At 70.3% G+C, this 25,165-nt stretch carries 24 protein-coding genes; 8 read left to right on the top strand and 16 right to left on the bottom strand.

What is annotated here, in order from left to right:
* The 11 genes from VFR64_04985 to VFR64_04935 form a co-directional block, all read right to left on the bottom strand.
* Window positions 1-192 (bottom strand): ABC transporter substrate-binding protein (locus VFR64_04985; protein ID HET9489096.1); only part of this gene is annotated, 192 nt, incomplete at its 3' end.
* Window positions 193-203: 11 nt separating this feature from the next.
* Window positions 204-1,298 (bottom strand): TRAP transporter substrate-binding protein, encoded by a 1,095-nt coding sequence (locus VFR64_04980; GenBank protein ID HET9489095.1) that lies wholly within the window; start codon window positions 1,296-1,298, stop codon window positions 204-206.
* 13 nt (window positions 1,299-1,311) lie between these two features.
* Entirely contained in the window at window positions 1,312-1,752 is a 441-nt protein-coding gene (locus VFR64_04975; protein HET9489094.1) for a type II toxin-antitoxin system VapC family toxin, read from the bottom strand.
* Entirely contained in the window at window positions 1,749-2,030 is a 282-nt protein-coding gene (locus tag VFR64_04970; GenBank protein HET9489093.1) for a type II toxin-antitoxin system prevent-host-death family antitoxin, read from the bottom strand. The genes VFR64_04975 and VFR64_04970 overlap by 4 nt, the downstream gene beginning before the upstream one ends.
* Window positions 2,031-2,223: 193 nt before the next feature.
* Window positions 2,224-3,195, bottom strand: a complete 972-nt coding sequence (locus VFR64_04965) for a quinone oxidoreductase (GenBank protein ID HET9489092.1) — start codon at window positions 3,193-3,195, stop codon at window positions 2,224-2,226.
* A gap of 27 nt (window positions 3,196-3,222) precedes the next feature.
* Window positions 3,223-4,806, bottom strand: a complete 1,584-nt coding sequence (locus tag VFR64_04960) for a thiamine pyrophosphate-binding protein (protein ID HET9489091.1) — start codon at window positions 4,804-4,806, stop codon at window positions 3,223-3,225.
* A gap of 14 nt (window positions 4,807-4,820) precedes the next feature.
* Window positions 4,821-6,263, bottom strand: coding sequence for an amidohydrolase family protein (locus VFR64_04955; GenBank protein ID HET9489090.1), 1,443 nt, complete (start codon window positions 6,261-6,263; stop codon window positions 4,821-4,823).
* Window positions 6,264-6,320: 57 nt separating this feature from the next.
* Window positions 6,321-7,391, bottom strand: coding sequence for an LLM class flavin-dependent oxidoreductase (locus VFR64_04950; protein ID HET9489089.1), 1,071 nt, complete (start codon window positions 7,389-7,391; stop codon window positions 6,321-6,323).
* A 9-nt stretch (window positions 7,392-7,400) separates the two neighbouring features.
* Complete coding sequence (locus VFR64_04945) at window positions 7,401-8,120, bottom strand: cupin domain-containing protein (protein HET9489088.1); 720 nt, start codon at window positions 8,118-8,120, stop codon at window positions 7,401-7,403.
* The gene (locus VFR64_04940) at window positions 8,113-9,858 is read right to left on the bottom strand and encodes a hydantoinase B/oxoprolinase family protein (protein HET9489087.1); all 1,746 of its coding nucleotides are present in this window, start codon (window positions 9,856-9,858) and stop codon (window positions 8,113-8,115) included. The genes VFR64_04945 and VFR64_04940 overlap by 8 nt, the downstream gene beginning before the upstream one ends.
* Complete coding sequence (locus tag VFR64_04935; GenBank protein HET9489086.1) at window positions 9,858-11,897, bottom strand: hydantoinase/oxoprolinase family protein; 2,040 nt, start codon at window positions 11,895-11,897, stop codon at window positions 9,858-9,860. Before VFR64_04935 ends, VFR64_04940 begins: the two co-directional genes overlap by 1 nt.
* A gap of 98 nt (window positions 11,898-11,995) precedes the next feature.
* Between VFR64_04935 and VFR64_04930 the strand changes: the two genes are divergently transcribed.
* The 6 genes from VFR64_04930 to VFR64_04905 are packed head-to-tail and all read left to right on the top strand — an operon-like array spanning window position 11,996 to window position 18,762.
* Window positions 11,996-13,633: an amidase gene (locus VFR64_04930; protein HET9489085.1), complete on the top strand. Its 1,638-nt coding sequence runs from the start codon at window positions 11,996-11,998 to the stop codon at window positions 13,631-13,633.
* A gap of 13 nt (window positions 13,634-13,646) precedes the next feature.
* A complete protein-coding gene (locus tag VFR64_04925) occupies window positions 13,647-14,756 on the top strand; it encodes an LLM class flavin-dependent oxidoreductase (GenBank protein ID HET9489084.1) in 1,110 nt (369 codons plus the stop codon).
* Window positions 14,753-15,664: a glycine/sarcosine/betaine reductase selenoprotein B family protein gene (locus VFR64_04920; GenBank protein ID HET9489083.1), complete on the top strand. Its 912-nt coding sequence runs from the start codon at window positions 14,753-14,755 to the stop codon at window positions 15,662-15,664. Before VFR64_04925 ends, VFR64_04920 begins: the two co-directional genes overlap by 4 nt.
* Window positions 15,661-16,854, top strand: a complete 1,194-nt coding sequence (locus VFR64_04915) for a CoA transferase (GenBank protein HET9489082.1) — start codon at window positions 15,661-15,663, stop codon at window positions 16,852-16,854. Before VFR64_04920 ends, VFR64_04915 begins: the two co-directional genes overlap by 4 nt.
* A 53-nt stretch (window positions 16,855-16,907) precedes the next feature.
* A complete protein-coding gene (locus VFR64_04910; protein HET9489081.1) occupies window positions 16,908-18,626 on the top strand; it encodes an AI-2E family transporter in 1,719 nt (572 codons plus the stop codon).
* A 4-nt stretch (window positions 18,627-18,630) separates the two neighbouring features.
* Entirely contained in the window at window positions 18,631-18,762 is a 132-nt protein-coding gene (locus VFR64_04905) for a hypothetical protein (GenBank protein HET9489080.1), read from the top strand.
* Window positions 18,763-18,994: 232 nt separating this feature from the next.
* Here VFR64_04905 and VFR64_04900 read toward each other — a convergent pair whose 3' ends face one another.
* From VFR64_04900 to VFR64_04885, 4 genes are all read right to left on the bottom strand, one after another.
* Complete coding sequence (locus VFR64_04900) at window positions 18,995-19,753, bottom strand: glucose 1-dehydrogenase (protein ID HET9489079.1); 759 nt, start codon at window positions 19,751-19,753, stop codon at window positions 18,995-18,997.
* Window positions 19,754-19,844: 91 nt separating this feature from the next.
* A complete protein-coding gene (locus VFR64_04895; protein ID HET9489078.1) occupies window positions 19,845-20,615 on the bottom strand; it encodes an SDR family oxidoreductase in 771 nt (256 codons plus the stop codon).
* The gene (locus tag VFR64_04890) at window positions 20,612-21,256 is read right to left on the bottom strand and encodes a hypothetical protein (GenBank protein HET9489077.1); all 645 of its coding nucleotides are present in this window, start codon (window positions 21,254-21,256) and stop codon (window positions 20,612-20,614) included. The genes VFR64_04895 and VFR64_04890 overlap by 4 nt, the downstream gene beginning before the upstream one ends.
* A gap of 60 nt (window positions 21,257-21,316) precedes the next feature.
* Window positions 21,317-22,231, bottom strand: a complete 915-nt coding sequence (locus VFR64_04885; GenBank protein ID HET9489076.1) for a LysR family transcriptional regulator — start codon at window positions 22,229-22,231, stop codon at window positions 21,317-21,319.
* Window positions 22,232-22,498: 267 nt separating this feature from the next.
* Between VFR64_04885 and VFR64_04880 the strand changes: the two genes are divergently transcribed.
* Both VFR64_04880 and VFR64_04875 read left to right on the top strand, forming a co-directional pair.
* Window positions 22,499-23,482, top strand: coding sequence for an isocitrate lyase/PEP mutase family protein (locus tag VFR64_04880; protein ID HET9489075.1), 984 nt, complete (start codon window positions 22,499-22,501; stop codon window positions 23,480-23,482).
* Window positions 23,483-23,552: 70 nt separating this feature from the next.
* Window positions 23,553-24,740 (top strand): CoA transferase, encoded by a 1,188-nt coding sequence (locus tag VFR64_04875; protein ID HET9489074.1) that lies wholly within the window; start codon window positions 23,553-23,555, stop codon window positions 24,738-24,740.
* Here VFR64_04875 and VFR64_04870 read toward each other — a convergent pair.
* On the bottom strand, window positions 24,733-25,164 hold the full coding sequence (locus VFR64_04870; protein ID HET9489073.1) for a hypothetical protein: 432 nt from the start codon (window positions 25,162-25,164) through the stop codon (window positions 24,733-24,735). The genes VFR64_04875 and VFR64_04870 overlap by 8 nt on opposite strands.
* Between the last annotated feature and the right edge of the window lies 1 nt (window position 25,165).

Raw genomic sequence — 25,165 nt, 5'->3', positions numbered from 1 at the left:
CATCTCTTCGACGATCTTTGCCAGTCGCTGGGCGGCGCCCTGGAGCAAATCGAGCGTCGCGGTCCAGCCAGTGGACATCCGCCACTGGATCTTCGGCTGGGCGATGACGCGAGGGGCATCGGTCATGGCGGCAGCCGCAACCGCCGCCATCGTGCCGCTGGCCTTCGCGAGGAACCGGCGTCGCTCGGTCATCGAATCACCTCTCACACGGCGACGAAGCGATGGTAGGCGCCTTCCGCAACGGCATCCCAGGGGCCGAGCAGCGCCTGGAAATTCGTGAAGGACGCATGAACCTTGCGGGCCATGGGCGTTTTCTCGGATTGTTCCCGGACCACTTGGGCGGCCAGCTTCTTGAGGTGGAGCAGCACTGGCGCCGGGAGCGAGAGGATCTCCACCTTGCCCTTGGCTTCTGTCTTGAGCTGCTCCAGCGCGATCGCGTTCTTCGTGTGATAGTCGGTGAGGCCGTAGACCTGGATCGCCGCCACGGCGTGATCGAGCGTGCGCCGCAGTTCGGCCGGGAGGGCGTCGTAGGCTTTCTTGTTGAAGCCGAACTCGTTGGTGGTGCCGGGCTCGTGCCAGCCGGGATAGTAGTAGTAACGTGCGGTCTTGTGCAGGCCCAGCTTCATGTCGTCGTACGGCCCGGCAAACTCCGCGGCGTCGATCACGCCGCGCTCGAGGGCGGCGTAGATGTCCGCGGCCGGGGTGAGGACGGCGGTGCCGCCCGCCCTGGCGATGACCTTGCCGCCGAGGTGCGCGCCCATGCGCATCTTGATCCCTTTGAAATCGCCGATGGTCGTGATCTTGTTCCGGAACCATCCGAGCATCTGCGGGGCCACGCCCGGCGCGGGGCGCGGCACGATGTTGAAGGGAGCGTGGGCCTCCTCCGAACGTTCCAGGCCGTCGCCCTGGTGGTACCAGGCGGCCATCCCCTGGGGGCTCATGCCGAACGGGATAGTCGAGAACCACTCGAGCGCAGGCTCCTTGTCGATCCAGTACTGTCCCGAGCCCATGAACGCCTCGATCGTCCCCCGGAAGGTGGCCTCGAAGCATTCGAACGGCTGCATGATCTGGCCGCCGGGAAAGACCTCGATGCGGAACCGCCCGCCGCTCATCTCCTCGACGACCTTCCCGAGCCGCTGCGCCGCGCCGTGGATCACGTCGAGCGCCGGAGGAAACGCGGTGGACATCCGCCACTGGACCTTCGGCTGGGCGATGACGCGGGGGGCATCGGCGAAGGTGGCAGCGACGGCCGCCATTCCAGCGCTGGCCGCCGTGAGGAACCTGCGTCGTTCAGTCATGGCAATTCCATCACTATCGACCCCGGGCTTCAGGGTTGACGGTCGCCAGCCGCTCACCAGCGGCGGCCCGCAACAGCCGCTGGTCCGCGGCGACGAAGGTCACGGGCTCGTTCGCGGCCGCCTGCAGCCCGAGCGCCGAGGCGAGGTGGATGGCGTCGAAGGCACGCATGCCGTGACGCTGGATGAGACCCCGTGCCGAAAGCAGGATCTCGGCACCCAGCTCCACCTTGACGAGCGCCAGCCAGTCCCGCTCGAAACGCCTGCATGCGAGCCGGTACTGGAGTCGCGAGAGGACGCCCTCCCGGTGCCGTCGCGTGAGGCCGGAATAGAGCTCCGCGTACGCGATGGTGGCCGATGCAACCGGCTCACCCCCCGTCAACAGCGTTTGAACCTCGCTGGATCCTGCCTCCGACACGAAGCGCTTGACCAGAGCACTGGTGTCCAGATAGGTCACCGGCGATCCTCGAGGATCGCCCGGGAGACCGAAGGACCGGAGATGCGCAAAGGCCGAGCTCTCCCGAATCCCTTCCGGGTCGGCAGCGTGACGATCCCGAGGGCCGCGAGCCGGGCGAGGCGTGTCTCCAGCGCTGCCGCCCGATCCAGGTTCTGGACGGATTGCAGGACTGCCACGGGGCGACCGCGCTCGGTGACGATGACCTCTTCTCCTTTCCTCGCCCGTCGCAGGTAATAGGTCAGCCGGTTCTTCAACTCCCGAACGCCAACCGCGCCCATGGCCCCACCTCTTCGCTTGTAGCCATTGTAGCTACAACGCTCCTCCCGAGTCCAGCCGTCCCCTGATCGGGCGACACCCTCACCCCGCCACGAGCCGATGGCCCACCAGCGTCTGGGACTCCCTTACGCGGGGTGACCGCACGATGAGCAGCGGGTACCCTGCCTTATCGGGGCCGTCGAGTCCAGTGTCAGCTCACGGGATCAGGATCAGCTTTCCGGTCGACTGACGCGATTCGAGATAGCGATGGGCCTCGGCCGCCTGGGCCAGAGGGAAGGTCCTGCCGATGTGTAGCTTCAGCTTGCCCTCGCGCATGAGGGCGAAGCACCGCTCCGCGCTCTCGCGCGTCTTGTCCGGGAAGTTCCGGGTGACCGTCGGCACCATGAATCCGCTGACTTTCTGAGACTTGGCCGACAGCGTGGCGACGTTCAGCGGATCTGTCGGACCCCCGGCGCGCCCGTAGAGAACGAGGTGCCCGAACATCGCCAGGCACCGCAGCCCCTCCTCGAAGGTGGGCTTGCCCACGGCGTCGAGGATGAGGTCGACCCCGCGGCCGTCGGTCAGCCGCAGCACCTCGTCGGCGAACTTCTCGGTGACGTAGTTGATGACCGCGTCGGCGCCGTGCTCCTGCGCGAGCCGGGCCTTGGCGTCGCTGGAGACCGTGCCGAACACGCGGGCGCCGGCCACCTTGGCCAGTTGCAGCGCGGCCAGGCCGACGCCGCCCGCCGCCGAATGGACGAGCACGGTCTGCCCCGGCCCGGTGGAATGGGCCGTGTGCAGCAGGTGGTAGGCCGTGAGCACCTGGATGGGGAAGGCGGCGCCGTCGACGAAGCCGACCGAGTCGGGGAGCGGGATGACCATGGAGGCCGGGGCCTGGCAGTATTCTGCGTACGACTTCACGGTGAAGGCGGTCACCCGGTCGCCCGGGCGGAAGTCCGTCACGCCCTCGCCGACCGCCTCCACGACGCCGGCCGCCTCCATGCCCGGCGTGTCGGGCAGCTTCGGCTTCACGACGTACGTGCCCTGGCGGAAGCGCGTGTCCGCGAAGTTCACGCCGACCGCGTGGACCCGGATGAGCACCATGCCCGGGCGCACCTCCGGCTTCGGCACATCGGCCAGGGCCAGGACCTCCGGGCCACCGGTCTCCTTGAACACGATCGCTCTCATGCGGTCCTCCGATTCGTGGACCAGGCGCTAGTCGTAGACGGTATCGAGATAGTGGCCGGGATCGACCCGGGCTTCGATCACGGTCGGGTGGTCGGCGACGAGGGCGTGGCGCAACGCGGTGGCGAGGTCGGCGGCGGACCGCGCGCCGATCACGGGGACGCCGAAGTAGTGAGCCGGCGGCTCCCCGTGCTCGTGTTCCCCCAGGTCGGTGCCGTAGAGACCGAAGGAACGCCGGTCCTGCTTGACCCGAATCAGCGACAGCCAGCCGTCGTCGAGCACGACGATGGGCAGAGCCAGACCCAGGCGCCGGGCCACCGCGACCTCTCCGCAGGTCATCTGAAAGCACCCATCGCCCACCAGCGCCACCACCGCGTGCTCGGGGCGGGCGAGCTTCGCAGCGATGGCCGCGGGCAGCCCGAACCCCATCGACGACCACCCGTTCGTGATGAGAAAGGTACCCGGCGCGTACGCCGTCCACTGCGAGGCGATCTGATGGGTATGGGCGCCCACGTCGAAGGCCAGGATGCCGTCGCGCGGCAGCACCTCGCGCACCACGTCGATCGCGTGATGGGGCGCGAACCCGGCCGTAGGCGGACGCAGCGAGCGCTGGAAGCGCTCAAGGTGGAGCGTCGCCATGTCCTTCGGCCACTCGGGGCTGAGGGCCGGCAGCCGAGCCAGCCACTCCAGCGAGGCGTCGAGGTCGCCGACGACCTCGTGGGCGACCGCCACGGTGGCGTCCGCATCGACTGGATCCACGTCGATGGCGAGCAGGGGGACCTTGCCGATCCAGCCCTCGTACTCGACCTCCACGACGTCGTAGCCGAGCCCCACCACGAGATCGGCGCTGCGCAGCAGCTCCCGCTGCATCTGGCGTCGGGCCCGCTCGATACAGCCGAGCGACAGCGAATGGTCCTCGGCGACCATGCCTTTGGCCATGGTCGTCGAGGCGAAAGGCAGCCGGTGGCGATCGATCACCGACCGCAGGCGCTCGGGATCCCGCACGCGCATGGCCGAGGCGCCCAGGATCGCCACGGGCCGGCGCGCCGCCCCCAGGATCTCGGCGGCGCGGCACAGAGACGCCTCCGATGGCGCGGGGGCCCGCCGGGCGGAGGGAGGCGGCGGCACCGGCTCAGTGGTCCGCGCCAGCGCGACGTCCTCGGGCAAGTCCAGGTGCACCGGCCCCGGGGGCTCGCTCAGCGCGATCTCGAGCGCCTGGGTCAGGACCTCGGCCACCCGCCCCTCGCGCAGCGGCAGCGTGGCCTTGGTGATCGGCCGGAAGAGGGCGTGATGGTCGATGGCCATCTGGATGCGCCGCCCGAGCTGGGCCGTGGGCACGTTGCAGGTGATGGCCAGGAGCGGCGAGCGGTCGAGGTAGGCGCTTCCCACGCCCGTCGTGAGGTTGGTCGCCCCGGGGCCCAGGGTGGCGATGCAAAGCCCGGGCGCGCCCGTCAGGCGCCCCGTGACGTCCGCCGCGAACGCCGCCGCCCCCTCGTGGGCGGTGAGCACGAAGGGCAGGCCGCCGGCCCGCATGGCCTCCATGAGGACAAGCACGTTGCCACTGGGAATGCCGAAGCCGTGGCTCACGCCCGCGGCGCACAGCGTCGCGACGATGAGCTCGGCGTTGTTCAGGCGAGCACCTCCGCCGCCGCCGTCTCCACCACCGTGCCCTTGAAGAAGTCCGGGTTCACCTCGCCCCAGAAGCGCACGGCGTTGGCGAACATGAAGTCGCGGAAATCGTCGTCGGTGAGTAGCCCGTGCTCGACCAGCTCGTAGGCCTCGGGCAGGACCTGGCTCATGTCGGGAACGTCGAAGTGCGCGATGTCAGAGCTGAACAGCGCGTTGAGCCGGACTCCCATGGGGTTGGCTTGCCGGTTGAACGCCCACGCGTTGATGGGATCGTCGGCCTCGCAGCCGAAGTAGAAGCGCGGGACGAACAGGTCGCGGATGTCCTCCTTGCGCTCGATCCGGCAACGGGAATAGTCGTCGAGGTCCTCCACGCCGCCGGTGCCGTTGCCGTTGTCGTCCAGGCCCTCGCCGCGGCGCACCGCCTCCACCACCGCTGGCTGGCCGTACTTTTCCACCAGAGAGAGGAGGACCCCGTGGTCGAGCCGCGCGGGGTTGGTGTTCTCCAGCGCCTGCCGGTTGCGCTTCTCCCAGTGTCCGATGAGGTCGGCGTAGAGCGAGCAGGCCCAGCCCACCCCGCCTTCCAGGAAGGCGAAGTTGAGCTCGGGGAAGCGCCGGGTGATTCCGCCGAAGAAGAGGGCCTTGGCCATGGCCTCGCCGGCGGAGGCAAAGTGGCCGATGTGGTTGTAGCAGAAGTTCGACGGCGAGTTGCGGAGCAGGATCGAGCGGGCGCCATTGTGGAAGCTCGGCGCGATGCGCAGCTCGCGGCACTTGGCCCACACCGGATCGTAATCGTGCTCGCTGTCGATGCCGATCACGTCGTACCATTCCACGAACTTCGCGGCCTCGGGGTGCTCCTCGACGAGCGCGGGGATGGGACGGCGGATGAGGCCGCCCATCATGACGACCCGGTACCCGAGCTGCCGCGAGGCGAACTCCAGCTCCTCGATCGCCTCCTCCGGAGAGTACATGGGGATGATGGCGGCCGGGATGATCCGGTCGCTGAACGGGCGGAACTGATCGGCAGTGAAAACGTTGTAGGCCCGACAGAGTGCCCGCCGCAGCCGCTCCGGCGGCAGTCGATAGTAGCCGAGCCCGGCCGTCGGGTAGACCACGCAGAAGTCGAGGCCGAGATCGTCCAGGCGCTCGTAGAGCAGGCGGGGCAGCATGGCCGTCGCCCGGTCCAGCGTGTTCCTGGTCGGCAGGAACCAGAAGGCTTCCTGGCCGATCCGGCGGCGCCGCCGTTCGGCCACGGACATGGCCAGGGAGTTCGGGATGCGCTGGCTCGCCATGGCCAGCGCTTCCACCGCCGCGTCGCCGCCGATGCGGCGGAACTCCTCGCGCATGAGCGGCGCGAACTCGGCCCAGTGGCCATCGGCGTCGATGATCGGGTGGCGCAAGCGATCGTGAAGCTTACGCGCTGCGGTCTGACCGTTGGTGAGCATGGCCACACCCCCGTGGCGAAGCGTTTGTCGGGTGGATGATACTCCGAGGCGCACGCCTCAGCGATCCCGGAAAACCGGAGCCACCTGCTCGCCGAACCGGCGCAGCGAGGCCATCGCCTTGTCGTGGGCGAGCCCGCCCCAGCTGGCCTGGCACATGACGTGGCCCAGACCCACCTCGCGCAGGGCGGCGATCTGCTCGGCCACCCGCCTGGGCGTCCCGTAGAGAGCGCCGGTCTCGAGCACGAAGCGGACGCCGTCCGCGTGCGAGACGGACGGGTCCATCCACGGGTTCATCGCGGCCGCGACGACCCGGAAGTCGTCCGGGTTGTAGGCGTCGCGGACGTGGTGCATGTGCTGGCGGTAGCGCAGCGTCGCCTCCTGGACGTCGTCCTCGGCCTGGGCCTGGCTGTCGGCGACGTAGAGGAACCGCCACACGGAGGCCTGAGCCAGCAGACGCCGCTGCGTGGCCCCATCGTGACCGCCGGCCTCGAGCCCCTCGCGGTAGCGGGCCAGGCGCTCGGGGATGCGCGCGTCGGGGACCCGGGACATCATCACGGGGACGCCGGCCCTCCCGCACTCGACCAGGGATTCCACCGCGATCACGCTTCGCCAGATGGGCGGATGCGGCCGCTGCACGGGGCGGGGGCGGACGGCGGGCAGCCGGACCGAGAAGAACTTTCCGTCGTGCACGAACGGCTCCTCCGTCCAGGCCCTCGTGAGCACGTGGAGCGCTTCCTCCATGCGGTCGCGGCTGTCGTCGCTGCGCAGGCCGAAGCCGACGTACTCGTACTCGTTGTAGCTGGACCCGCGCCCGATGCCGACCTCCAGGCGGCCGCGGCTCAAGTTGTCGAGCACGGCCAGCTGGACGGCCAGGCGCACGGGGTGGTGGAGCGCCATCTGGATGACGGCGAAGCCCAGTCGGGCCCGGGACGTCCGCGCGGCCAGCGCGCCGGCGAACGGAATGGGGTCGGCGTAGGCGCACTCGCCGGTGAAGTTGTGCTCGGTGAGCCAGAGGTAGTCGAAGCCCATGGCCTCGGCGAGCGCGCCCTGCTCGAGCTGCTGATGCACGCAGGCCAGATCGTCGTCGGCCGACGGCGACAGCGACAGGGTCATCCACCCGAACTTCATGGTCGGGGGTCAGCCCCGGACGGTCGTGTAGGCGGCCGGGATGTGGAACTCCAGGAAGCTGACGCCGTCGCCCTCGGCGACCCGCAGCCCGTGCCGGTCCCCCATGGGAAAGACGGTGGCCTGGCCGCGGCCGACGACGACGTCCTGGCCGTTGACGGTGAAGCGCGTCTTGCCCGAGAGCAGGACGAACATGCTCTCGGCGTTGGGATGCATGTGCAGCCCGGTCACCGTGTCGCGCACGTACTCCACGACCATGGCGTGGGCGCGCTCCGAGCGTACGGCCTCCCGGCCGACGAAATAGATGCGGCGTTTCTTCTCGGCGGGTACGTCGTGGGCAGGGGTCGTCGCCCGGGCCGCGGTCGTGAGGCCGCCTGCGAATCCGGCGCGCCCGGCCGGGCTGCCCGGCGGTGGCGCGAGCACACCGATCAGCGTGGCTTCGGCCCCGTACGGATTGCCGACCGTGTACCGGGTGCCCTCCTGGATCGTGGCGAACGCCTCCTCGGCCATGGTGTGCGAGGCGCCGTGGCCGGTGACCGTCACGCCGGCGGACAGCGTGAACAGATAGCGGTCGGCGCCGGCCGGCACGGATTCGGTCAGACTAGCTCCCGGCCCCAGGCGGATCACCTCCGCTGCCATCTCCTTCATCTCGGCGCCGGTGATGGGAGCGCGCCGCACCCCGGGGCTGCTCTCGCGATACGACAGATCTGCGAACGTGACGACCTTACCCATGTGTCCTCCTGTCGTTCCTGCGCAGGCGTGCGGTCGCCGCGCCGTCCACCGCCAGAGGCTCGCCGGTGAGGATCACGCCGTAGTCGCGCGCGGCGTCCTCGACGGTGACGTAGCCGCGCACCACGTCGCGCCGGACGAGCTCGGCGTCGCGGGTGCGCGGGTCGCCGTAGCCGCCACCGCCGGGCGTGCGGACGTGGACGGCGTCGCCGGCGACCACGCGGATGTCCTCGTCCTTGGACCAGTGCGGGGAGCGGTAGGACGTGCCCTGGCGCTCGACCACGACCTCGTTGCGGGCGCCGTCCGCGCCGCCGAAGAGCCCGGGCGGGCCGAAGCGCCCGTGATCCATGAGGAACGACAGCAGCGCCTCACCCCGTCTGAGGCGCACCGTGTAATCGACGCCGAAGCCTCCGCGGGTCCGGCCGGCGCCGCCCGAGCGCTCCCGCAGCGCGTACCGCTCGAAGAGGATCGGGTAGTGCTGCTCCAGCACCTCGACCGGCTGGGTCTTGGAGATGCCGATGGTGGAGCAGCCGTTGGTGAGGCCGTCGTCCCCGGCGCTGCCCCCGTAGCCGCCACCCGAGAACACGTACATGATGTAGTGCCGCTCTTTCAGCGGATCGTAGCCGCCCAGCGTGAGGTTGCCGCTGGTGCCGGCCGGCGCCGCGAAGAGGTCGTCGGGGATCGCCCGGGCCAGCGCGGTGAAGACGCTCTCGGCGATGCGGGAGCTGACCTCGGCGGCGCAGCCCGAGACGGGCCGCGGGTAGCGGGCGTAGAGGAAGGTGCCGTGCGGGTCGGCGATCTTGAGCGGCTCGAAGCAGCCGGCGTTGATGGGCACGTCCGGGAAGATGTGCTTGATGGCCAGGTACACCGCCGCCTTCGTGGTGGCGATGACGCTGTTGAGGGGACCGCGGCAGGCAGGGCTCGACTCCGAGAAGTCGAAGTGCAGATCGGTGCCTTCCTTGCGGACGGTGAGACGGATGGCCAGCGGATCGGGATCGACTCCGTCCGAGTCCACGAAGGCCTCGCCGGCGTAGACGCCGTCGGGGATCTTGGCGATGTGGGTCCGCATCATCTGCTCGGAGCGCCGGCGCAGCTCCTTGATGCAGGCGGCGACGGTGTCGGCGCCGTAGCGGTCGAGCAGCGCGGTGAGCCGCCGCTCGCCGACATTGAGCCCGGCCACCTGGGCCTTGATGTCGCCGATGCGCTCCTCGGGCACGCGGATGTTGGCCAGCACGATCTGCAAGATATCGTCGTCCAGGACGCCCGCGCGGAAGAGCTTGACCGGCGGCAGGCGCAACCCTTCCTGCTGCACCTCGGTGGCCCGCGTCGAGAAGCCGCCGGGGACGGCGCCGCCGGTGTCCGGCCAGTGGCCGGTGTTGGCCAGCCAGGCCCAGTGACGTCCCCGGTAGAAGAACGGCTTCACCATCTTGACGTCCATGAGGTGGGTGCCGCCGCAGTACGGATCGTTGACCAGGAACACGTCGCCGGGGACGACGTCGCGGGCCCGCTCGATGACGGCCCGGGTGGTGAACTGCATGACCCCGACGAAGATCGGCAGCCCCAGCTCGCCCTGGGCGATGACGTCCCCGGTGTCCCGGTCGTAGATGCCGTCGGACCGGTCGAAAGCCTCGGAGATGACCGGCGAGAAGGCGGCCCGCTCGAAGGTGAGATCCATCTCGCTGGCCACCTGCTGCAGCCCGTTCTGGACGACGACGAGGGTGACCGGGTCGATGGCATCCATCACGCGCTCCTCACGGTGATCTCGAGATTGTCCCACGTGTCCACCCGGGCGCGATCGCCGGGTTCGATGACCGTCGTGGCGTCCAGCTGCTCCACGATGGCGGGGCCGGCCAGGCTGGCGCCGGGAGGCAGCTGCTCGCGCCGGAAGATGGGCGTGTCGTGCCATCGCTCACCGAACCACACGGCACGTGTGCTGTTCGGGCCCCCGGCGGCGACGGCCCCGGCGAGGCCGTCCAGCGCGATCGGGCGCCGGCGGCCGATCACGGCGGTCCGCAGGCTCATGACGAGCGCCCGCATCTCGCGCAGCTCGACCCCGAAGCGCTCGAAGTAGGCGCGCTCGAAGGTCGTGGCCAGCTCCTCGCGCGTGAAGTCCGTCCGGGCGATGGGCACGGTGAGCACGTGCGTCTGACCGGCGAACTGCATATCCGCCTCGTGCTGCACCGCGACGGTTTCGACCTCGACGCCCTCGGTGGCGAGCAGGCGACGCCCCTCGTCGATCTGGGCCGCCAGGATCGCCCGCGCTTCGGCCACGTCGAGGCGCAGGAGTCCCTGGTTGATCGTTCGGACGAAGTCGTGGCGGACATCGGCTACCAGGCATCCCAGGGCCGACGTGATGCCCGGCCGGGCCGGGACCAGCACTTTGGGGATGGCCAGCTCCCGGGCCAGGGCCGCCGCGTGCAGCGGTCCCGCCCCCCCGAAGGCGAACAGGATGAAGTCGCGCGGGTCGCGCCCGCGCTGGAGCGACACCAACCGGATGGCCCCGGCCATCCGGTCGTTGGCCACCCGCACGATGGCCGCCGCCGCGGCTACCGGATCGAGGGCCAGGTGAGCGCCGATCTTCTTGTCGACAACGTCGCGCACGTGGTCGAGCCGCGCGCCATTCGCCACGCCCAGGAGCCCCTGGGGGTTGAGGCGGCCCAGGAGCAGGTTGGCGTCGGTGATCGTGGGCTCCTGGCCGCCGCGGCCGTAGGCGACGGGACCGGGCTCGGCGCCCGCGCTCTCGGGTCCCACCTGTAAGATTCCCGCGCTCGACACCCTGGCGATCGAGCCGCCGCCGGCGCCGATGGTGTGGATGTCGATCATGGGCACGCGCACGGGCAGCGCGTAGCCCATCTCCTTGTCGGCGCTCACAGCGGGCATTCCGCCGACGATCACCCCGACATCGAAGCTCGTGCCTCCCATGTCGCAGGAGATCACGTTGCGGTAGCCGGCCGCCGAGGCGGTGGCGGCAGCCGCCATGACCCCGGCCGCCGGTCCCGACATGAGCGTGTTGACGGCGTGGCGGGCGGCCACGTCCACGGACATCGTGCCGCCATTGCCTTGCATGACCAGGAGCTCGTGGCGGTAGCCCTGGCGGCCCAGCTCGCCGGCCAGCCGGCGGAGGTAGCGGTCGATCACCGGCTGGACGAACCCGTTGATGGCCGCCGTGGACCCGCGCTCGAACTCCCGGTACTCGGGCAGCAGCTCGGCCCCCACCGTGACGTAGGGGTTCGGCCACGCCGCGGCGGCCACGGCACGGGCGCGTCGCTCGTGGACGTCGTTGACGTAGGAGTGGATGAAGTGGATCACGAGGGCCTCGACGCCCTGCTCGCGAAGCCACTCCGCGGCGCGTCGCACCTCCTCCTCGTCGAGGGGCGTCACCACCTGTCCCTCGGCGTCCAGGCGCTCGGTCACCTCGAGGCGCAGCTCGCGCGGGATCAAGGCCTCGAACGTCCCCTTGAGCCCGTAAGGCGTCGGCCGGGTGCGCCGGCCGAGCTCCAGGACGTCGCGAAAGCCGCGCGTGGTGATGAGCCCGGTCCGCGCGCCCTTGCGCTCGAGCAGCGCGTTGGTGGCCGTGGTGGTGCCGTGGACCACGACCTTGAGCTCCGCCGGCGAGGCCTCGGCCCGGGCCAGGGCGGCCAGGACGCCGTCGGCCTGGTTGGAGACCGTCGTCGGCACCTTGGCCACCCGTACGGCGCCGCTGACCTCGTCGACGAGAACGAGATCGGTGAAGGTGCCGCCGACGTCCACGCCCACGAGGAGGGCCGGGGCCGCGGTCATGGCTCGTTCGTGTACCCCGACGGCCCGGCGAAGTCAATCAGCGCTCGCACAGCACATCCCTTGACGATCCCGGGACGCTGGAGGACGATCGCAAGGCCATGGCCACCGAGCCGCACGACCTGCCCATCAGTGAGCTGTCCCGGTTGATCGCGGCCCGGACGCTGTCGCCGGTAGAGTTGCTGGAGGCGCTGATCCGCCGGGTCGAGCAGCACGACGACCAGACGCGGGCGTTCATCACGCGCACGTTCGATCTGGCGCGCGCGCAGGCCAAGCAGGCCGAGACCGAGCTCGCCGCGGGCCGGACCCGCGGCCCGCTACACGGTATCCCGTTCGCGCTCAAGGACATTTACGACACGCGAGGTATCCTCACGTCCGGCCACTCGCGCGTGTTCATCGACCGCGTGCCCGCGGAGGATGCGACCCCGCCGAAGCGGCTGTACGAGGCCGGGGCGGTGCTGCTCGGCAAGCTGGCCACCCACGAGATGGCCCACGCGGGCCCCTCGTTCGACCTGCCCTGGCCGCCGGCGCGCAACCCCTGGAACCTGGTCCACTTCACGGGTGGTTCCTCGTCGGGATCGGGCGCCGCCGTGGCGGCCGGCCTGGTTCCGCTGGCCCTCGGCTCGGACACCGGCGGATCGATCCGCGGCCCGGCGTCGCACTGCGGCGTCGTCGGCCTCATGCCCACCTTCGGTCTGGTGAGCCGGGCCGGCGTCATCACCAACTCGTACACGTTCGACCACTGCGGGCCGCTGGCCCGGAGCGTGGAGGACTGCGCGCTGGCGCTGGACGCGCTGGCCGGCTACGACCCGCGGGATGCCGGCAGCCTGCGGCGGCCGATCCCCTCGTACCGCCAGGCTCTGGCCGGCGACCTGCGCGGGCTGAGGATCGGGGTGCTGAGGCATCACTGGGAGGAGGACCTCCCGGCGTCCGAGGACGTCCGACGCGCCATGGACGCCGCGCTCGACGTCCTGGGCGGGCTCGGCGCTCGGCTCGAGGAATGCCGGGTGAGGCCGCTCGCTAGCTACTTCGACGTCAAGATCATCATCGCCGAGAGCGAGATTTTCAGCGTCCACCAGAAGCACCTCATCGCGCGCCCCCGGGACTTCGGCGCCGACTTCCGCTCCCGCGTGCTGCCCTCGGTGCTCTTCACCGCTCACGACTACGTCCAGGCCTCCCGCGAGCATCGCCGCATGATGGTGGAGATGGAGCCGCTCTACGTCAGGTTCGACGCCTTCGTCACGGCGGCCCTGGGCGAGGCCCCGCGGCTCAGCGACTATCGCAGCGTCTCGTTCTGGCAGAGGCCGAGCCCGCTCACGGCCTGGAACGTGACGGGCCAGCCCGTGCTGGCCCTGCCCAGCGGGTTCGGCCCGAACGGCTTGCCCCTGGGCATGCAGATCGTCGGCCGGCCGTTCGGCGAGACCACGATTCTGAAGATCGGCCACGCCTACGAGCAGGCCACGGAATGGCACCGGCGACGGCCGCGGCTCCTGGCCGGTGCCCTGGCGCCGGAGGTCGTGCCGCCGCCGGTGCTCTCGGGCTCTGCCGATCCGGTGGACGGCGAGACGCGCGATCTCTGCGTGACGGCCGCCCGGCGGGCTGGATTGTCGCTCGACGACCTGATGCTAGCCCAGCTGCTGGAGGGTGCGCCGTACGCGCTGGGCATGGTGCGGCGGCTTCGCCGCGACCACGACCCGCACCACGAGCCGGCCAACGTCTTCAGCTTCCCGCCGGTGTGAGGCGGCGCGAGCAATGGACTTCGGCCTGTTCATGATGCCGCTCCACCCGCCGTACCGGGCGTTCGCCGACGCCTACGACCGGGACATCGACCAGCTCGTGCTGGCCGATCAACTGGGCTTTCGCGAGGCCTGGGTCGGCGAGCACCTCACCGAGCGGTGGGAGAACGCTCCGGCGCCCGATCTGCTCATCGCGCGAGCCCTGGCCCTGACCCGAAACGTGCGGCTGGGGACCGGCGTCACGCTGCTGGCGCTCCACCATCCGCTGTCCCTGGCCCACCGCCTGGCCATGCTCGACCACATGGCGCGTGGCCGCTTTCAGTGGGGGATCGGCGGCGGCGGCATTCCCACCGACCTGGCGCTGCTGGGCCTCGACCCCTCCGATCCCGCCGCGGTGCGGGCCCGCTCGGCCGAGGTGCTCGACGTCGTGCTGGGCCTGTGGGCGTCGGAGGGCCCGTTCACGTATCACGGCAAGTTCTTCGACATCGACACGCCCGTGTTCGATCCGGTGAAGGCCCGCGGATACTACATGAAGCCCTATCAGCGTCCGCACCCGCCCGTCGCGGTGGCGGCCAGCACTCCCGGCTCGGGCTCGATGCGGATGGCGGGCGAGCGCGGGTTCATGCCCATGTCGAGCTCGCTCCTGTCCCGACCGTATCTCAGCGGCCACTGGCGCCTGGTCGAGGAGGGAGCCCGGAAGGCCGGCCGCCCGGCCCGCCGCGAGGACTGGCGCATCGCGCGGGACATTCTCGTCGCGCCCACCCCCGCGCTGGCCCGCGCGCGGGCCCGCGCCGTGCTCGGGCGGAACTACCTGGAGCATCAGCGTCCCAATCGCCTGGGCACCATCCAGATGACGTCGACCAAGCTCGAACCCGGTATGTCCGACGAGGCGGTCACCGTCGACTACCTGATGGAGAACGTCTGGATCGTGGGCGATCCGAGCGAATGCGCGGACAAGCTCCACCAGCTCCACGAGGAGAGCGGCGGTTTCGGCACGCTGCTGGCCATCACCACGGACTCGGACGATGCCGGCTGGGACCACGAGAGCCTGCGTCTGCTGATCGAGCAAGTGGCGCCCCACGTCGCCCACCTGGGGGACACGGCCGCGAGGAGCTCGGTCCCATGAGCTCGCTCTTCGCGGCAGAGGACGACGTGCCGATCCCCTACATGCGGCGCACGCGCGAGTACTACCGCGCCCTGGGCTTCGCGCCCTATCGCTGGGCCCACTTCGTCGAGGTGCCGTTCACGCCGCTGCGCACGCCGCTCGACCGGGCCCGGGTGGCGCTGATCACGACCGCCGCCCCCTTTCAGCCCGAGGCCGGCGACCAGGGGCCCGGCGCGCCCTACAACGCGGCGGCCAAGTTCTACCGGGTGTACTCGGACTCGACCGACGGCGAGCCGGACCTGAGAATCTCGCACGTCGGCTACGATCGCCGGCACACCTCGGCCCAGGACCTCAACACGTACTTCCCTTTGGCGCGCATGAAGGAAGCGGTGGCGGCGAGGCGGATCGGGTCGCTCGGGTCTCGCTTCCACGGGCTGCCCACGAACCGGAGCCAGCGGACGACCACGGAGACCGACGTGCCCGAGCTGCTGCGTCGCTGCCAGGAGGACGGTGTCGACGCCGCCGTGCTGGTGCCCACCTGACCGGTGTGCCACCAGACCGTGAGTCTGGCCGCGCGGCACCTGGAAGGCCACGGCATCGCGACCGTGATCATGGGCTGCGCCAAGGACATCGTCGAGCACTGCGGCGTGCCCCGCTTCCTCTTCAGTGATTTTCCCCTGGGCAACTCGGCCGGGCGCCCGTTCGACGTCGAATCCCAGAGGCTCACGCTGGAGCTGACCCTGCGGGTTCTCGAGACCGCGCCGGCCGCCCGGACCACCGTGCAGTCGCCGCTGCGCTGGAGCGAGGACGCGGCCTGGAAGCGCGACTACAACGACCTCAGCCGGCTCACCCCCGAGGAGATCACCGAGCGCCGGAAAGAGTTCGAGGTGGTCAAGGCCGTCGCGCGGGCCAAGCGCGAGGGATCGTGAGCAAGCCCTTCGCGGGCGTCCGCATCCTGGACTTCACCCGCTACCTGGCCGGCCCCTACGGCACCTACCAGCTGGCGCTCCTGGGGGCCGACGTGATCAAGATCGAGTCGCGCGAGGGCGACGAGTCGCGCGGGCAGCTCGCCGACCGGACGTGGGCCGAGCGCAAGATGGCGCCCTCGTTCCTGGCCGTCAACGGCAACAAGCGCTCGATCACCCTTGACCTCCGGCGCCCGCCGGCGGTGGAGATCGTCAAGCGGCTGGTGGTCGGCGCCGATGTCGTGTGGGAGAACTTCCGTGGCGGCGTCATGGACCGGCTGGGCCTGGGCTACGAGGCTCTGTCGGCCTGCAATCCCAAGCTCATCTACTGCGCCGTCTCTGGGTTCGGTCGAACGGGCCCCGAACGCAACACCGCCGCCTTCGACGGCAAGCTGCAGGCCATGTCGGGCATCATGTCGATCACGGGTGAGCCGGCCAGCGGCCCCACCCGCGCGGGGTTCGCCCTCTGCGACACGATCGGCGGCCTGACGGCAGCGCTGGCCGTGGCCAGCGCGCTCTACCAGCGCACGCACACCGGGCGCGGGCAGCTGGTGGACGTGGCCATGCTGGATGCGGCGCTGGCCTTCATTCCGGGTCCGGTCACCGAGTACACGGTGGCCGGCATCGCCCAGCGCCAGATCGGCAACGGCTCGGTCAGCCGCAAGCCGACGGCCAACCGCTTCAGGACGCGCGACGGCTACATCGTCCTCGCCGTGCTCACCGAGAAGCAGTTCGCGAGCCTCATGCGCGCGCTGGGGTGCGCCGACGCCCTCGAGGATCCGCGCTTCAAGGACTGGCCGGCGCGCACCGCGAACGAGCCCACCCTGCGCGCGATCATCGAGCGCGCGCTGGTCACCGACGACGCCAGGTCCTGGGAAGCCCGATTGACGGCCGCCGACGTGCCTTGTGGCTCCATCTGGACCATCGAGGAGATCGTCCACCACCCCCAGCTCGAGTCGCGCGACGTGCTCCAGACGATCGACTCCCGGTACGGCCCCCTGGGCCTGGTCGGTGCCGGGTTCCGCCTGGCCCACGGCAGCCCTGGCCTCGAGCGCCAGCCACCCACGGTCGGCGAGCACACCGACGAGATCCTACGGGAAGCCGGCTACGGAACGGAGGACATCGAGAGGCTGCGGCGTGACGCGGTGATCTGAAGTCGCTGGCCCGGATCCTGCTGTGACCACCGGGCGTGCCGGATCAGGGCGTCGTGAGGGCTGCCGCTGTGACGGTGGTGACTGCGGGAGTCATCGCCGCCCTCTACTACGGTCAGATTGTCCTCATCCCCGTGGCTCTGGCTATCCTCTTGAGCTTCCTGCTCACGCCGGTCGTCCGGCTCTTCGAGCGCCTCGGGATCGGGCGCGTGGTATCGGTGCTCGCCGTCGGCGTGCTGACCTACGCGGTGCTGGGCGCCGCCGCCTGGATCGTCACGGTGCAGGGTGCGAGCCTGATCAAGGCGCTGCCCGAATATCGGCACAACATCCGGCAGAAGGTCGCGGACGTGCGCAGCTTCGGCCGCGGCGGGACCATCGAGCGCCTGCAGGAGACGGTGGAGGAAGCCACCGGTCCCTCGCCGGCCCCCCCGGCCGCGCCGGTCGTGGTCGAGAAGGACAAGACGTGGGACCTCTGGGGTGTGCCTGCCGCGGTCGGCCCCTGGCTGGCCCCGCTGGCGACGGCCGGGCTCGTCGCCGTCCTGGTTCCGTTCATCCTCCTCGAGCGCGGAGGGCTCACCGATCGGGTCATCCAGCTCATGGGCCGGCGCCGGCTCGCCATCACCACCAAAGCGCTGGACGAGACGGCCGAGCGCGTCAGCCGGTACCTCCTCATGCAGTCGATCATCAACGCCACCTATGGCTCGCTGGTGATGGCCGGGCTCTTTCTGCTCGGCGTCCCCTACGCGGTCCTCTGGGGGTTTCTGGCCGCCGTGCTGCGGTTCATCCCGTACGTCGGACCGTGGATCGGCGCCCTGCTGCCGGTCGCCCTGAGCCTGGCCGTGTTCCCGGGGTGGACCCGGCCGGCGCTGGTGGCCGGACTCTTCGTCGTCCTGGAGCTCTTCAGCAACCTGGTCATGGAGACGATCCTCTACGCCGGCAGCGCGGGCGTGTCCCAGGTCGCCCTGTTGATCGCGGTGGCGTTCTGGACCGCGCTCTGGGGTCCCATCGGGCTCGTGCTCGCCACGCCGCTCACGGTCTGCCTCGTGGTGTTCGGCAAGCACGTGCCCGAGCTCAGGTTCCTGGTCGTGCTGATGACCGACGACCGCGTGGTGGCCCCGGACGTCGGGTTCTACCAGCGCATCCTCGCCGGGGACTCCGACGAGGCGCTGGACTACCTGCAAGAGTGCGCGCAGGCGGAGGGCGCCGACCCGTACGACGGCGTCCTCGTTCCCGCACTCAAGCATGCCCGCCGGGACCACGCGGCCGGCATGATCGGCGCCGAGGACGCCTCCCGCGTGGTGGAAGCAATCGCGCGCGCGGCCGACCAGCTTGACGAGGGCGACAAGCCCCCAGCCTCGAGCGACGAGGACGGCCCGAGCGTGCTCGGCTGCCCGGCCGTGGACCGGGCCGACGAGGTGGCCCTCCGGATGCTGGCTCGCCTGGTGGCGGCGGACGGCATCGCCATGGAGGTGCTGCCGGCCACGCTGCTCACGAGCGAAGTGGCGCGCGAGATCGAGACGCGGCGGCCGCGGGCGGTGCTCATCGGCAGCCTGCCCCCGGGCGGGCTCGGCGAGACGCGCTATCTCTGCAAGCGGCTCGGCGCATCGGCATCTCCTCCGTGGATCCTGGTCGCCCGGTGGGGCTTGCCCGTCGAGGCCAGCGAGGCGCCCGCGCCGCATGCGGCGGCGACGGTGCGGTCGCTGGCCGAGGCTCGCGACCAGCTACAGCAGTTCGCGCGGACAACTCGGGACGCCACGCCGGTGTCGCAATCTTGACATCGTGCGCCTTCCGCGCCAGACCGGGCAGCCGGCCGCCGCCGAACCGCAGGCCGAACCGGCCGGCTCGGCCCGCGAAGGACGGGAGACCGCGCTGGCCGAGCGCCCGGCCGTGGTGATCGTGGACATCGGATAACCCGACATCAGCGGGTACGAGGTCGCGCAACGGCTGCGCCAGGCGCTGGGACGCGACACCATCCTGATCGCGTTCTCTGGCTACGGTCAGCCCGACGATCGGCGGCGGTCCCTGGAGGCGGGCTTCGACGCCCACGTGGTGAAGCCCGCGACCGGCGAGGCGATCCTCTCGGTGGGGGCGCGTCACGCGGCGGCCTCCCGGCCGGGCGGAGACTAGATCGCGGGGGGGCCGGTCACTGGGCCAGCGCCCCGCCGTCGATGACCAGCTCGCTGCCGGTGATATACGACGAATCGTCCGAGGCGAGATAGAGCACGGCGGTCACCACCTCGGCCACCGTGGCCATCCGGCCCAGCGGGATGCGCTGCAGCCGTCGCGCCATGACCTCCGGGTCCGAGAAGGCGTTGTGGAACATCTCCGTGTCGACGGGACCCGGGTGCACCGAGTTGCAGCGGATGCCGTCCCGGGCGTGCTGGCTGGCCGTCACCTTCGTGAAGATGCGAACGGCGCCCTTGCTGGCGGCATAGGCCGGCTCCTGGTGCTGGGACTGGCCGATCCCGGCGATCGAAGAGATGTTGACGATGGAGCCGCCGCCCGCCCGGCGCATGGCGGGGATGGCGTGCTTCGTACCCAGGAAGACGCCCCTGGCGTTCACGGCCATCACCCGGTCCCACTCGGCGGCCGTCCGCTCTTCGATGGGGACACGGGGGATGAGGATGCCCGCGTTGTTGATGAGGATGGTCAGCCGACCATAGCGGCTGGTCGCCGTCTTCACCGCGTTCTCCCAGTCCGCCTCGCTGGTGACGTCCAGGTGCACGTACGTCGCCTCGCCACCGGCTGCGCGGATGGCAGCCTCCACCTTGCGCCCGTCGTCGTCCCGGATGTCGCCGAAGACGACCCGGGCGCCTTCCCGGGCGAACGTCTCGGCTTCGACCGCCCCCTGGCCCCGAGCCCCGCCGCTGATCAGCGCCACCTTGCCGTCGAGCTTTCCCATGGGGCGACGCATCCTCCTGCCGAGGAGCGCCACGGCTTTGCCGGGGCGCTCCGAGCGTTGGGGGGTTTGGGGGCCATGTCGGAGGCGCCCATTAGGTGGCTGTATAGCCACCATCGATGAGCAGGTCGCTGCCGGTCATGAAGGCCGAGGCGTCGCTGGCCAGATAGACGGCGGCGTGGGCGATCTCCTCGGGCCGGGCGAGCCGGTTCAGCAGGTGCTTGGGTCCCATCATCCGGCGGGCCTCGTCCATGTCCTTGTAGCGCCGTAACATGCGTCGGGTCTCGACGGCGCCGGGCGAGAGCGTGTTCGCGCGAATCCCCTGCGCCGCGTGGTCGGTGGCGAGCACTTTGGCGAGTTGGATGAGGGCCCCCTTGGTGGCGCAGTAGGCCGCGCGTCCCGGCGACGCCACCCGCCCGAGCTGGGAGGCGATGAGGATCACGCTGCCGCCGCCTCGCGCGATCATGGCGGGAATCGCCGCCCTGACCATCAGGAACGCGCCCGTGAGGTTGACCCTGATCACCCGATCCCAGGCGGCCTCGTCCATCTCCAGCACCGTGGCCGCCTTGTCGCTGTCGGCGGCGCCGTAGAGGAGCACGTCGAGACCGCCGAAGCGTGCGACGGTCGTGGCGACGGCAGCGCGGCAGCTGGCGCCGTCGGTGACATCGAGTGGTACGGGCAGGGCCTGGCCGCCGACCTTTTCGATCTCGCCCACGGTCGCCTTGGCGCCCGGCTCCTCGACGTCGGCGCAGGCCACCCGGGCGCCGGCCGCCGCGAAGGCCAGCGCCGTGGCCCGGCCGATCCCGTTGGCGGCGCCGACGACGATGGCGGTCTTCTGGGCGAGCGCGAAGGTCGGATCGCTCATCGCCCCGCTCCCGTCGCGGCGATCCGCTCGCTCAGGATGAAGCGCTTGTTGTAGGTGTACGGCCGCACCTCCGGCTTCCAGCGCCCGATGTCCGAGGTCTCGTTCCACAGCTTCGACATGGGCAGGTCGGCGCGGTCCACCTCGTACACACAGAGGTAGCGGGGCTCTCCGGCCGCCGCCGTCCGGTAGCGCACGGCGTTGACCGCTCCGGGCAGCTTCATCAGCAAAGGCAGATGCTCCGTGTCGTACAGCTCGTTGAAGAGGGCCTCGCGGTGGGGCTCCACGTCCATCATGACCCAGAAGACGTACGGGGTCGTGCCGGTCAACCCCTCGCTGCCGCCGGCCCGCTCGTAGAGGGTCAGGTGGCGGTTCATCGTGTTCGGGCGCACCGCCGTGGGCCATCGTCCGGCCTCGCCGGCGGCCTTCCAGGCGGGAGTGTCCACGACCCCGGGCCCGTCCAGCTCGTACGCGGCCAGGTAGCGCGGCTCGGTCGGCGAGGGCTGCCGGTACCGGCTGGCCCGGCGCACGCCGGGCACGGCTCGGAGATTGGGCACGTGCTCGCGATCGTAGACCTCGTTGAAGGTGGCCTCGTGGTCGTGGGCCACGTCCATTCGGACCAGGTACAGCGCGTGAGCGCCCATGCCTGCCTCCCCTGGGCTTGGTGCGAATCGGACTCTATCACGGGAGTCGTTGCCGGAGTACTAGCGGCGGCCAGGATGCCGGACCGTGACCACTCCGGCGACGACGGCGCGTAGCGTCTTCAGCAGCGCGAGGGCTTCCAGGCTCAGGGGGCGCTGGCGGGGGTGAATGACGTCGAGGCTCCGGCTCAGGGGCTCGACGTCGGGGATGTCGATGGCGACGAACTTCCGCCGCCGGAGCTCGGGGCCCAGGGCCAGGCGAGGAAGAAAGGCCAGCCCCATTCCCTGCTCGACCATCCGCTTGGCCGTCTCGATGGTCTCGACCTCCATCACCACGTTGGGAACGAGCCCGGCGCGCCGAAAGAGGCCGTGGGTGAGGGTCCAATCGCTCGAGCCGCGGTCGAAGAAGATCAGCGGTCTGTCCGCTATCTCGGCAAGCCGCGCCCGCCGGGGCCGGGGCGCGGCGCTCGGACGGGTCACCAGCACCAGGGGGTCGTCGCCCAGACTGATCGTTTCGACCTCGGGATGGTGCAGCGAGCGGGCGATACCGATCTCTGCCTCGCCGTGCAGCACCTTCTCCAGCACCTCCTTCGAATGGCCGGATCGTACGGTGATCATGACCTTCGGGTGAGCGGCCTGAAAGCGCCGGAGGACGTGGGGCAGCAGGTATGTGCAGATGGACAGCGCGGCTGCGATCAGCAGGGCGCTCCCGCTAGCCGGTCGGACGGCATGCACGGCCTGGCGGGCCTGGGCGACCGCTTGCACGACCTGCTCGGCGTGCGGGCGAAAGGCGCGACCGGCCGCCGACAGTGCGAGACCGGGGCGCCCACGCTCGAAGAGGGCGACACCGAGCGACGCCTCGAGCGTCTTGATCCGCGCGCTCACCGCCGGCTGGGTCAGCCGGAGGGCCTCCGCCGCCCGGCGGAATCCGCCGAACGTGCCCACCGCCAGGAACGCTTCCACCTGACCGATCTCCACGATCACATTCTATTATCAGGTCTATAAAAACAATCCGTTTGCCTGATCACAGGGGGAACCCCACAGTAGCAGGGAGCGAGGAGGGTGCCATGAGCTGCGAGTGCGGACTGTTGCACGAGCCACGGACCGCGGCGAGCTGTCAGGAGTGTGGGACCGCGTGCTGCCGGAGCTGTGGCGTGGAGATCGAAACGGAAACGTACCGTCGCTGGTGCGCGAGCCTGCGCATGCGGGCCGCGTAAAGGCGGCAACATACAGGAGGGGGGCGAGATGAAGAGCCGTGGTCGCACGTTTCGACAGTTGCTGCGGGACGAGCCGTATGTGTTCACCGGAGGCGTGTACTCGCCCCTGGACGCGCAGATCGCCGAGCGCGTCGGGCTCAGGTCCGTGTATTTGAGCGGCTACTCGATGGCGCTGGCCAACGGGTGGCCGGATATGGGATTCCTGACGATGACGGAGGTGACGCGGATCGCCTCCATGGTGGCGGGGGCGGTGGAGATTCCGGTCATCGCCGATGCCGATGACGGCTACGGAAACGCGCTGACGACGATGCGGACGCTGCAAGAGTACGTCAAGACGGGGGTGGCGGGGATCCACCTGGAGGACCAGCGGTTTCCCAAGCGGTGTGGGCACATTGCGGGGAAGACCGTGGTGAGCCGGGAAGAGGCCGTGGGGAAGTTTCGGGCCGCAGTGGAGGAGCGCAACCGGCTGGACCCCGACTTTGTCCTCATCGCCCGCACGGACGCCTACGGCGCGGTGGGCGGCAGCCTGGAGGAGGCGATCTGGCGGGGCCGGGCCTACGCCGACGCCGGCGTCGACCTCGTGTGGTGCGAGCTCTCCAGCGCCGGCCGTGAACCGGCCGTCGCGTTCGCCAGGGCGATGCGGCAAACGCATCCGGGCTGTCCGCTAGCCTTCAATTACTCGTCGTCGTTCAAGTGGAGCGCTGATCCCAACCCCTTCCTGTTCCGAGAGCTGGGTGAGCTGGGGTACCGGTTCATCTTCATCACGCTGTACGCGGCGCACGCCGGGATGTGGGCGGTGTGGAACGCGCTGGAGGACCTGGCGAAGAACCAGGAGCAGGCCCAGTGGACACTGGAGCGGCTGAAGGCGGGGCATCCGACGGAGAGCCATCACGTGATGGCGCGGGTGGGGCACTTCCAGGAGCTGGAGCGGCGGTATATTCCGGGCAGCGCGGAGCGCCTGCAGGCCTCCGAGGGCTTCGGCGAAGACGGTCCCGGTCCCGGGCGCGGCTGAACCGGACGCTAGCCTGGCCCGGGCGCCGAACCGTTGTCCCGCCGGGCGCCCTGCACTATGATGCCGGGCCATGGCCGACAACGGGGCCCCACCGCTCGCGCGCTTCTCCGTGCTCGATCTGACCCGGGCGCGCGCGGGCCCGACGTGTGTGCGCCAGCTCGTGGACTGGGGCGCCCGGGCCATCAAGGTCGAGATGCCGGGCGGACGCGTGGGCGACGGCATGGGCGGCAACCGCCACGGGTTCGATTTCCAGAACCTGCACCGCAACAAGCAGGCCCTGACGCTCAATCTGCGCGATCCCGAGGGCGTCGCCATCTTCAAACGGCTGGTCCGGGACGTCGACGTCGTGGTCGAGAATTACCGGCCGGACGTCAAGCGTCGCCTGGGCATCGACTACGAAAGCCTGCGATCGATCAATCCGCGCCTGGTCTACGGCAGCATCTCCGGATTCGGGCAGAGCGGGCCGTATCGCGACCGGCCCGGCGTCGATCAGATCGCCCAGGGCATGGGCGGGCTCATGTCCATCACCGGTATTCCCGGACAGGGGCCGGTCCGCGTGGGCATTCCCATCGCCGACCTGTGCTCGGGAATCCTCCTGGCCCAGGGCATCCTGGTGGCCCTGCTCGAGCGGGAGGTCACCGGGCAGGGCAAGTGGGTGCACACGTCGTTGCTGGAGGCGATGCTGTCCATGCTCGACTTCCAGGCCGCCCGCTGGCTGATGAGCGGCGAGGTCCCGCCCCAGGCCGGCAACAACCACCCCACCGGGATTCCCACCGGCGTGTTCGAGACCAAGGACGGCCACATCAACGTCGCCGCCGCGGGAGACGAGATCTACCAGCGGCTGTGCCGGGCCATCGAGCGGCCCGATCTGATCACCGATCCGCGATTCGTCACGCCCAAAGCCCGTTCGGCCAACCGCGACCTGCTCATGGACGTCCTCATGCCCATCACCCGGCAGAAGCAAAGCGCCGAGTGGATCAGGCTCCTGAACGACGCCGGCGTGCCCTGCGGGCCGATCTACCGGGTGGACGAGGTCTTCGCCGATCCCCAGGTGCGCCATCTGGGCATGGCCCAGACGGTGCGCTCGCCCGCGCTGGGCGACCTCACGATCCTCGGCCACCCGGTCTCGCACGGCGAGCGCCGCCCGCCGCTCCGCACGGCGGCGCCCGAGCTGGGGCAGGACAACGAGGAGATCCTCACCGCGCTGGGCTACACCAAGGCCCAGATCGCGGACCTCGCCCACCGCGGCGTCATCTGACGCCCGCGGGCATGCGGACCCGCGTCCACATGTTGACGACGAAGAGGAGCGTGCCCGCGACCTGGCCCAATCCGGCCAGGGCGATCACGACGCGCAGGGCGGACGACGCCGAGAAGGCTCCGGCAATCTCGGTGGCGGCGCGCACGGCCGTGGCCGCCGTCATCACCCAGTAGACGGCCTCGGCCAGCTCGGGGCGGTAGCGGGCGTCGTCGCGGGGGGGGCGGGGGAACATCCACGTGGCCACGCCCATGACGAGCATCAGCATGAAGCCCACGAGCAGCAGGTGCACGTGCGCCGTGATGAGCAGGCGCGGCGGGTAAGCCCCGAACACGAACTGAGCGATGGTGATGTAGGCGCCGAGCAGGAGGCCGGCCAGCAGGAAGACGAAGCTCGTCTTGATGTAGCGGCGGATCAGAGGCGGCAAC

The organism is Candidatus Methylomirabilota bacterium (genome assembly GCA_035709005.1).
Taxonomy (GTDB): domain Bacteria; phylum Methylomirabilota; class Methylomirabilia; order Rokubacteriales; family CSP1-6; genus 40CM-4-69-5.
Note: the sequence above shows the minus strand (reverse complement) of the source record. Positions and strands in the feature narration are given on the sequence as shown.

Bases quoted from the DNA above. Each gene is read 5' to 3' on its own strand.
- VFR64_04955 (HET9489090.1), bottom strand. From the start codon at position 6,263: ATGCTCACCAACGGTCAGACCGCAGCGCGTAAGCTTCACGATCGCTTG.
- VFR64_04965 (HET9489092.1), bottom strand. From the start codon at position 3,195: ATGAGAGCGATCGTGTTCAAGGAGACCGGTGGCCCGGAGGTCCTGGCC.
- VFR64_04900 (HET9489079.1), bottom strand. From the start codon at position 19,753: ATGGGAAAGCTCGACGGCAAGGTGGCGCTGATCAGCGGCGGGGCTCGG.
- VFR64_04895 (HET9489078.1), bottom strand. From the start codon at position 20,615: ATGAGCGATCCGACCTTCGCGCTCGCCCAGAAGACCGCCATCGTCGTC.
- VFR64_04930 (HET9489085.1), top strand. From the start codon at position 11,996: ATGGCCACCGAGCCGCACGACCTGCCCATCAGTGAGCTGTCCCGGTTG.
- VFR64_04980 (HET9489095.1), bottom strand. From the start codon at position 1,298: ATGACTGAACGACGCAGGTTCCTCACGGCGGCCAGCGCTGGAATGGCG.
- VFR64_04925 (HET9489084.1), top strand. From the start codon at position 13,647: ATGGACTTCGGCCTGTTCATGATGCCGCTCCACCCGCCGTACCGGGCG.
- VFR64_04890 (HET9489077.1), bottom strand. From the start codon at position 21,256: ATGGGCGCTCACGCGCTGTACCTGGTCCGAATGGACGTGGCCCACGAC.
- VFR64_04945 (HET9489088.1), bottom strand. From the start codon at position 8,120: ATGGGTAAGGTCGTCACGTTCGCAGATCTGTCGTATCGCGAGAGCAGC.
- VFR64_04950 (HET9489089.1), bottom strand. From the start codon at position 7,391: ATGAAGTTCGGGTGGATGACCCTGTCGCTGTCGCCGTCGGCCGACGAC.
- VFR64_04880 (HET9489075.1), top strand. From the start codon at position 22,499: ATGAAGAGCCGTGGTCGCACGTTTCGACAGTTGCTGCGGGACGAGCCG.
- VFR64_04935 (HET9489086.1), bottom strand. From the start codon at position 11,897: ATGACCGCGGCCCCGGCCCTCCTCGTGGGCGTGGACGTCGGCGGCACC.
- VFR64_04970 (HET9489093.1), bottom strand. From the start codon at position 2,030: ATGGGCGCGGTTGGCGTTCGGGAGTTGAAGAACCGGCTGACCTATTAC.
- VFR64_04875 (HET9489074.1), top strand. From the start codon at position 23,553: ATGGCCGACAACGGGGCCCCACCGCTCGCGCGCTTCTCCGTGCTCGAT.
- VFR64_04940 (HET9489087.1), bottom strand. From the start codon at position 9,858: ATGGATGCCATCGACCCGGTCACCCTCGTCGTCGTCCAGAACGGGCTG.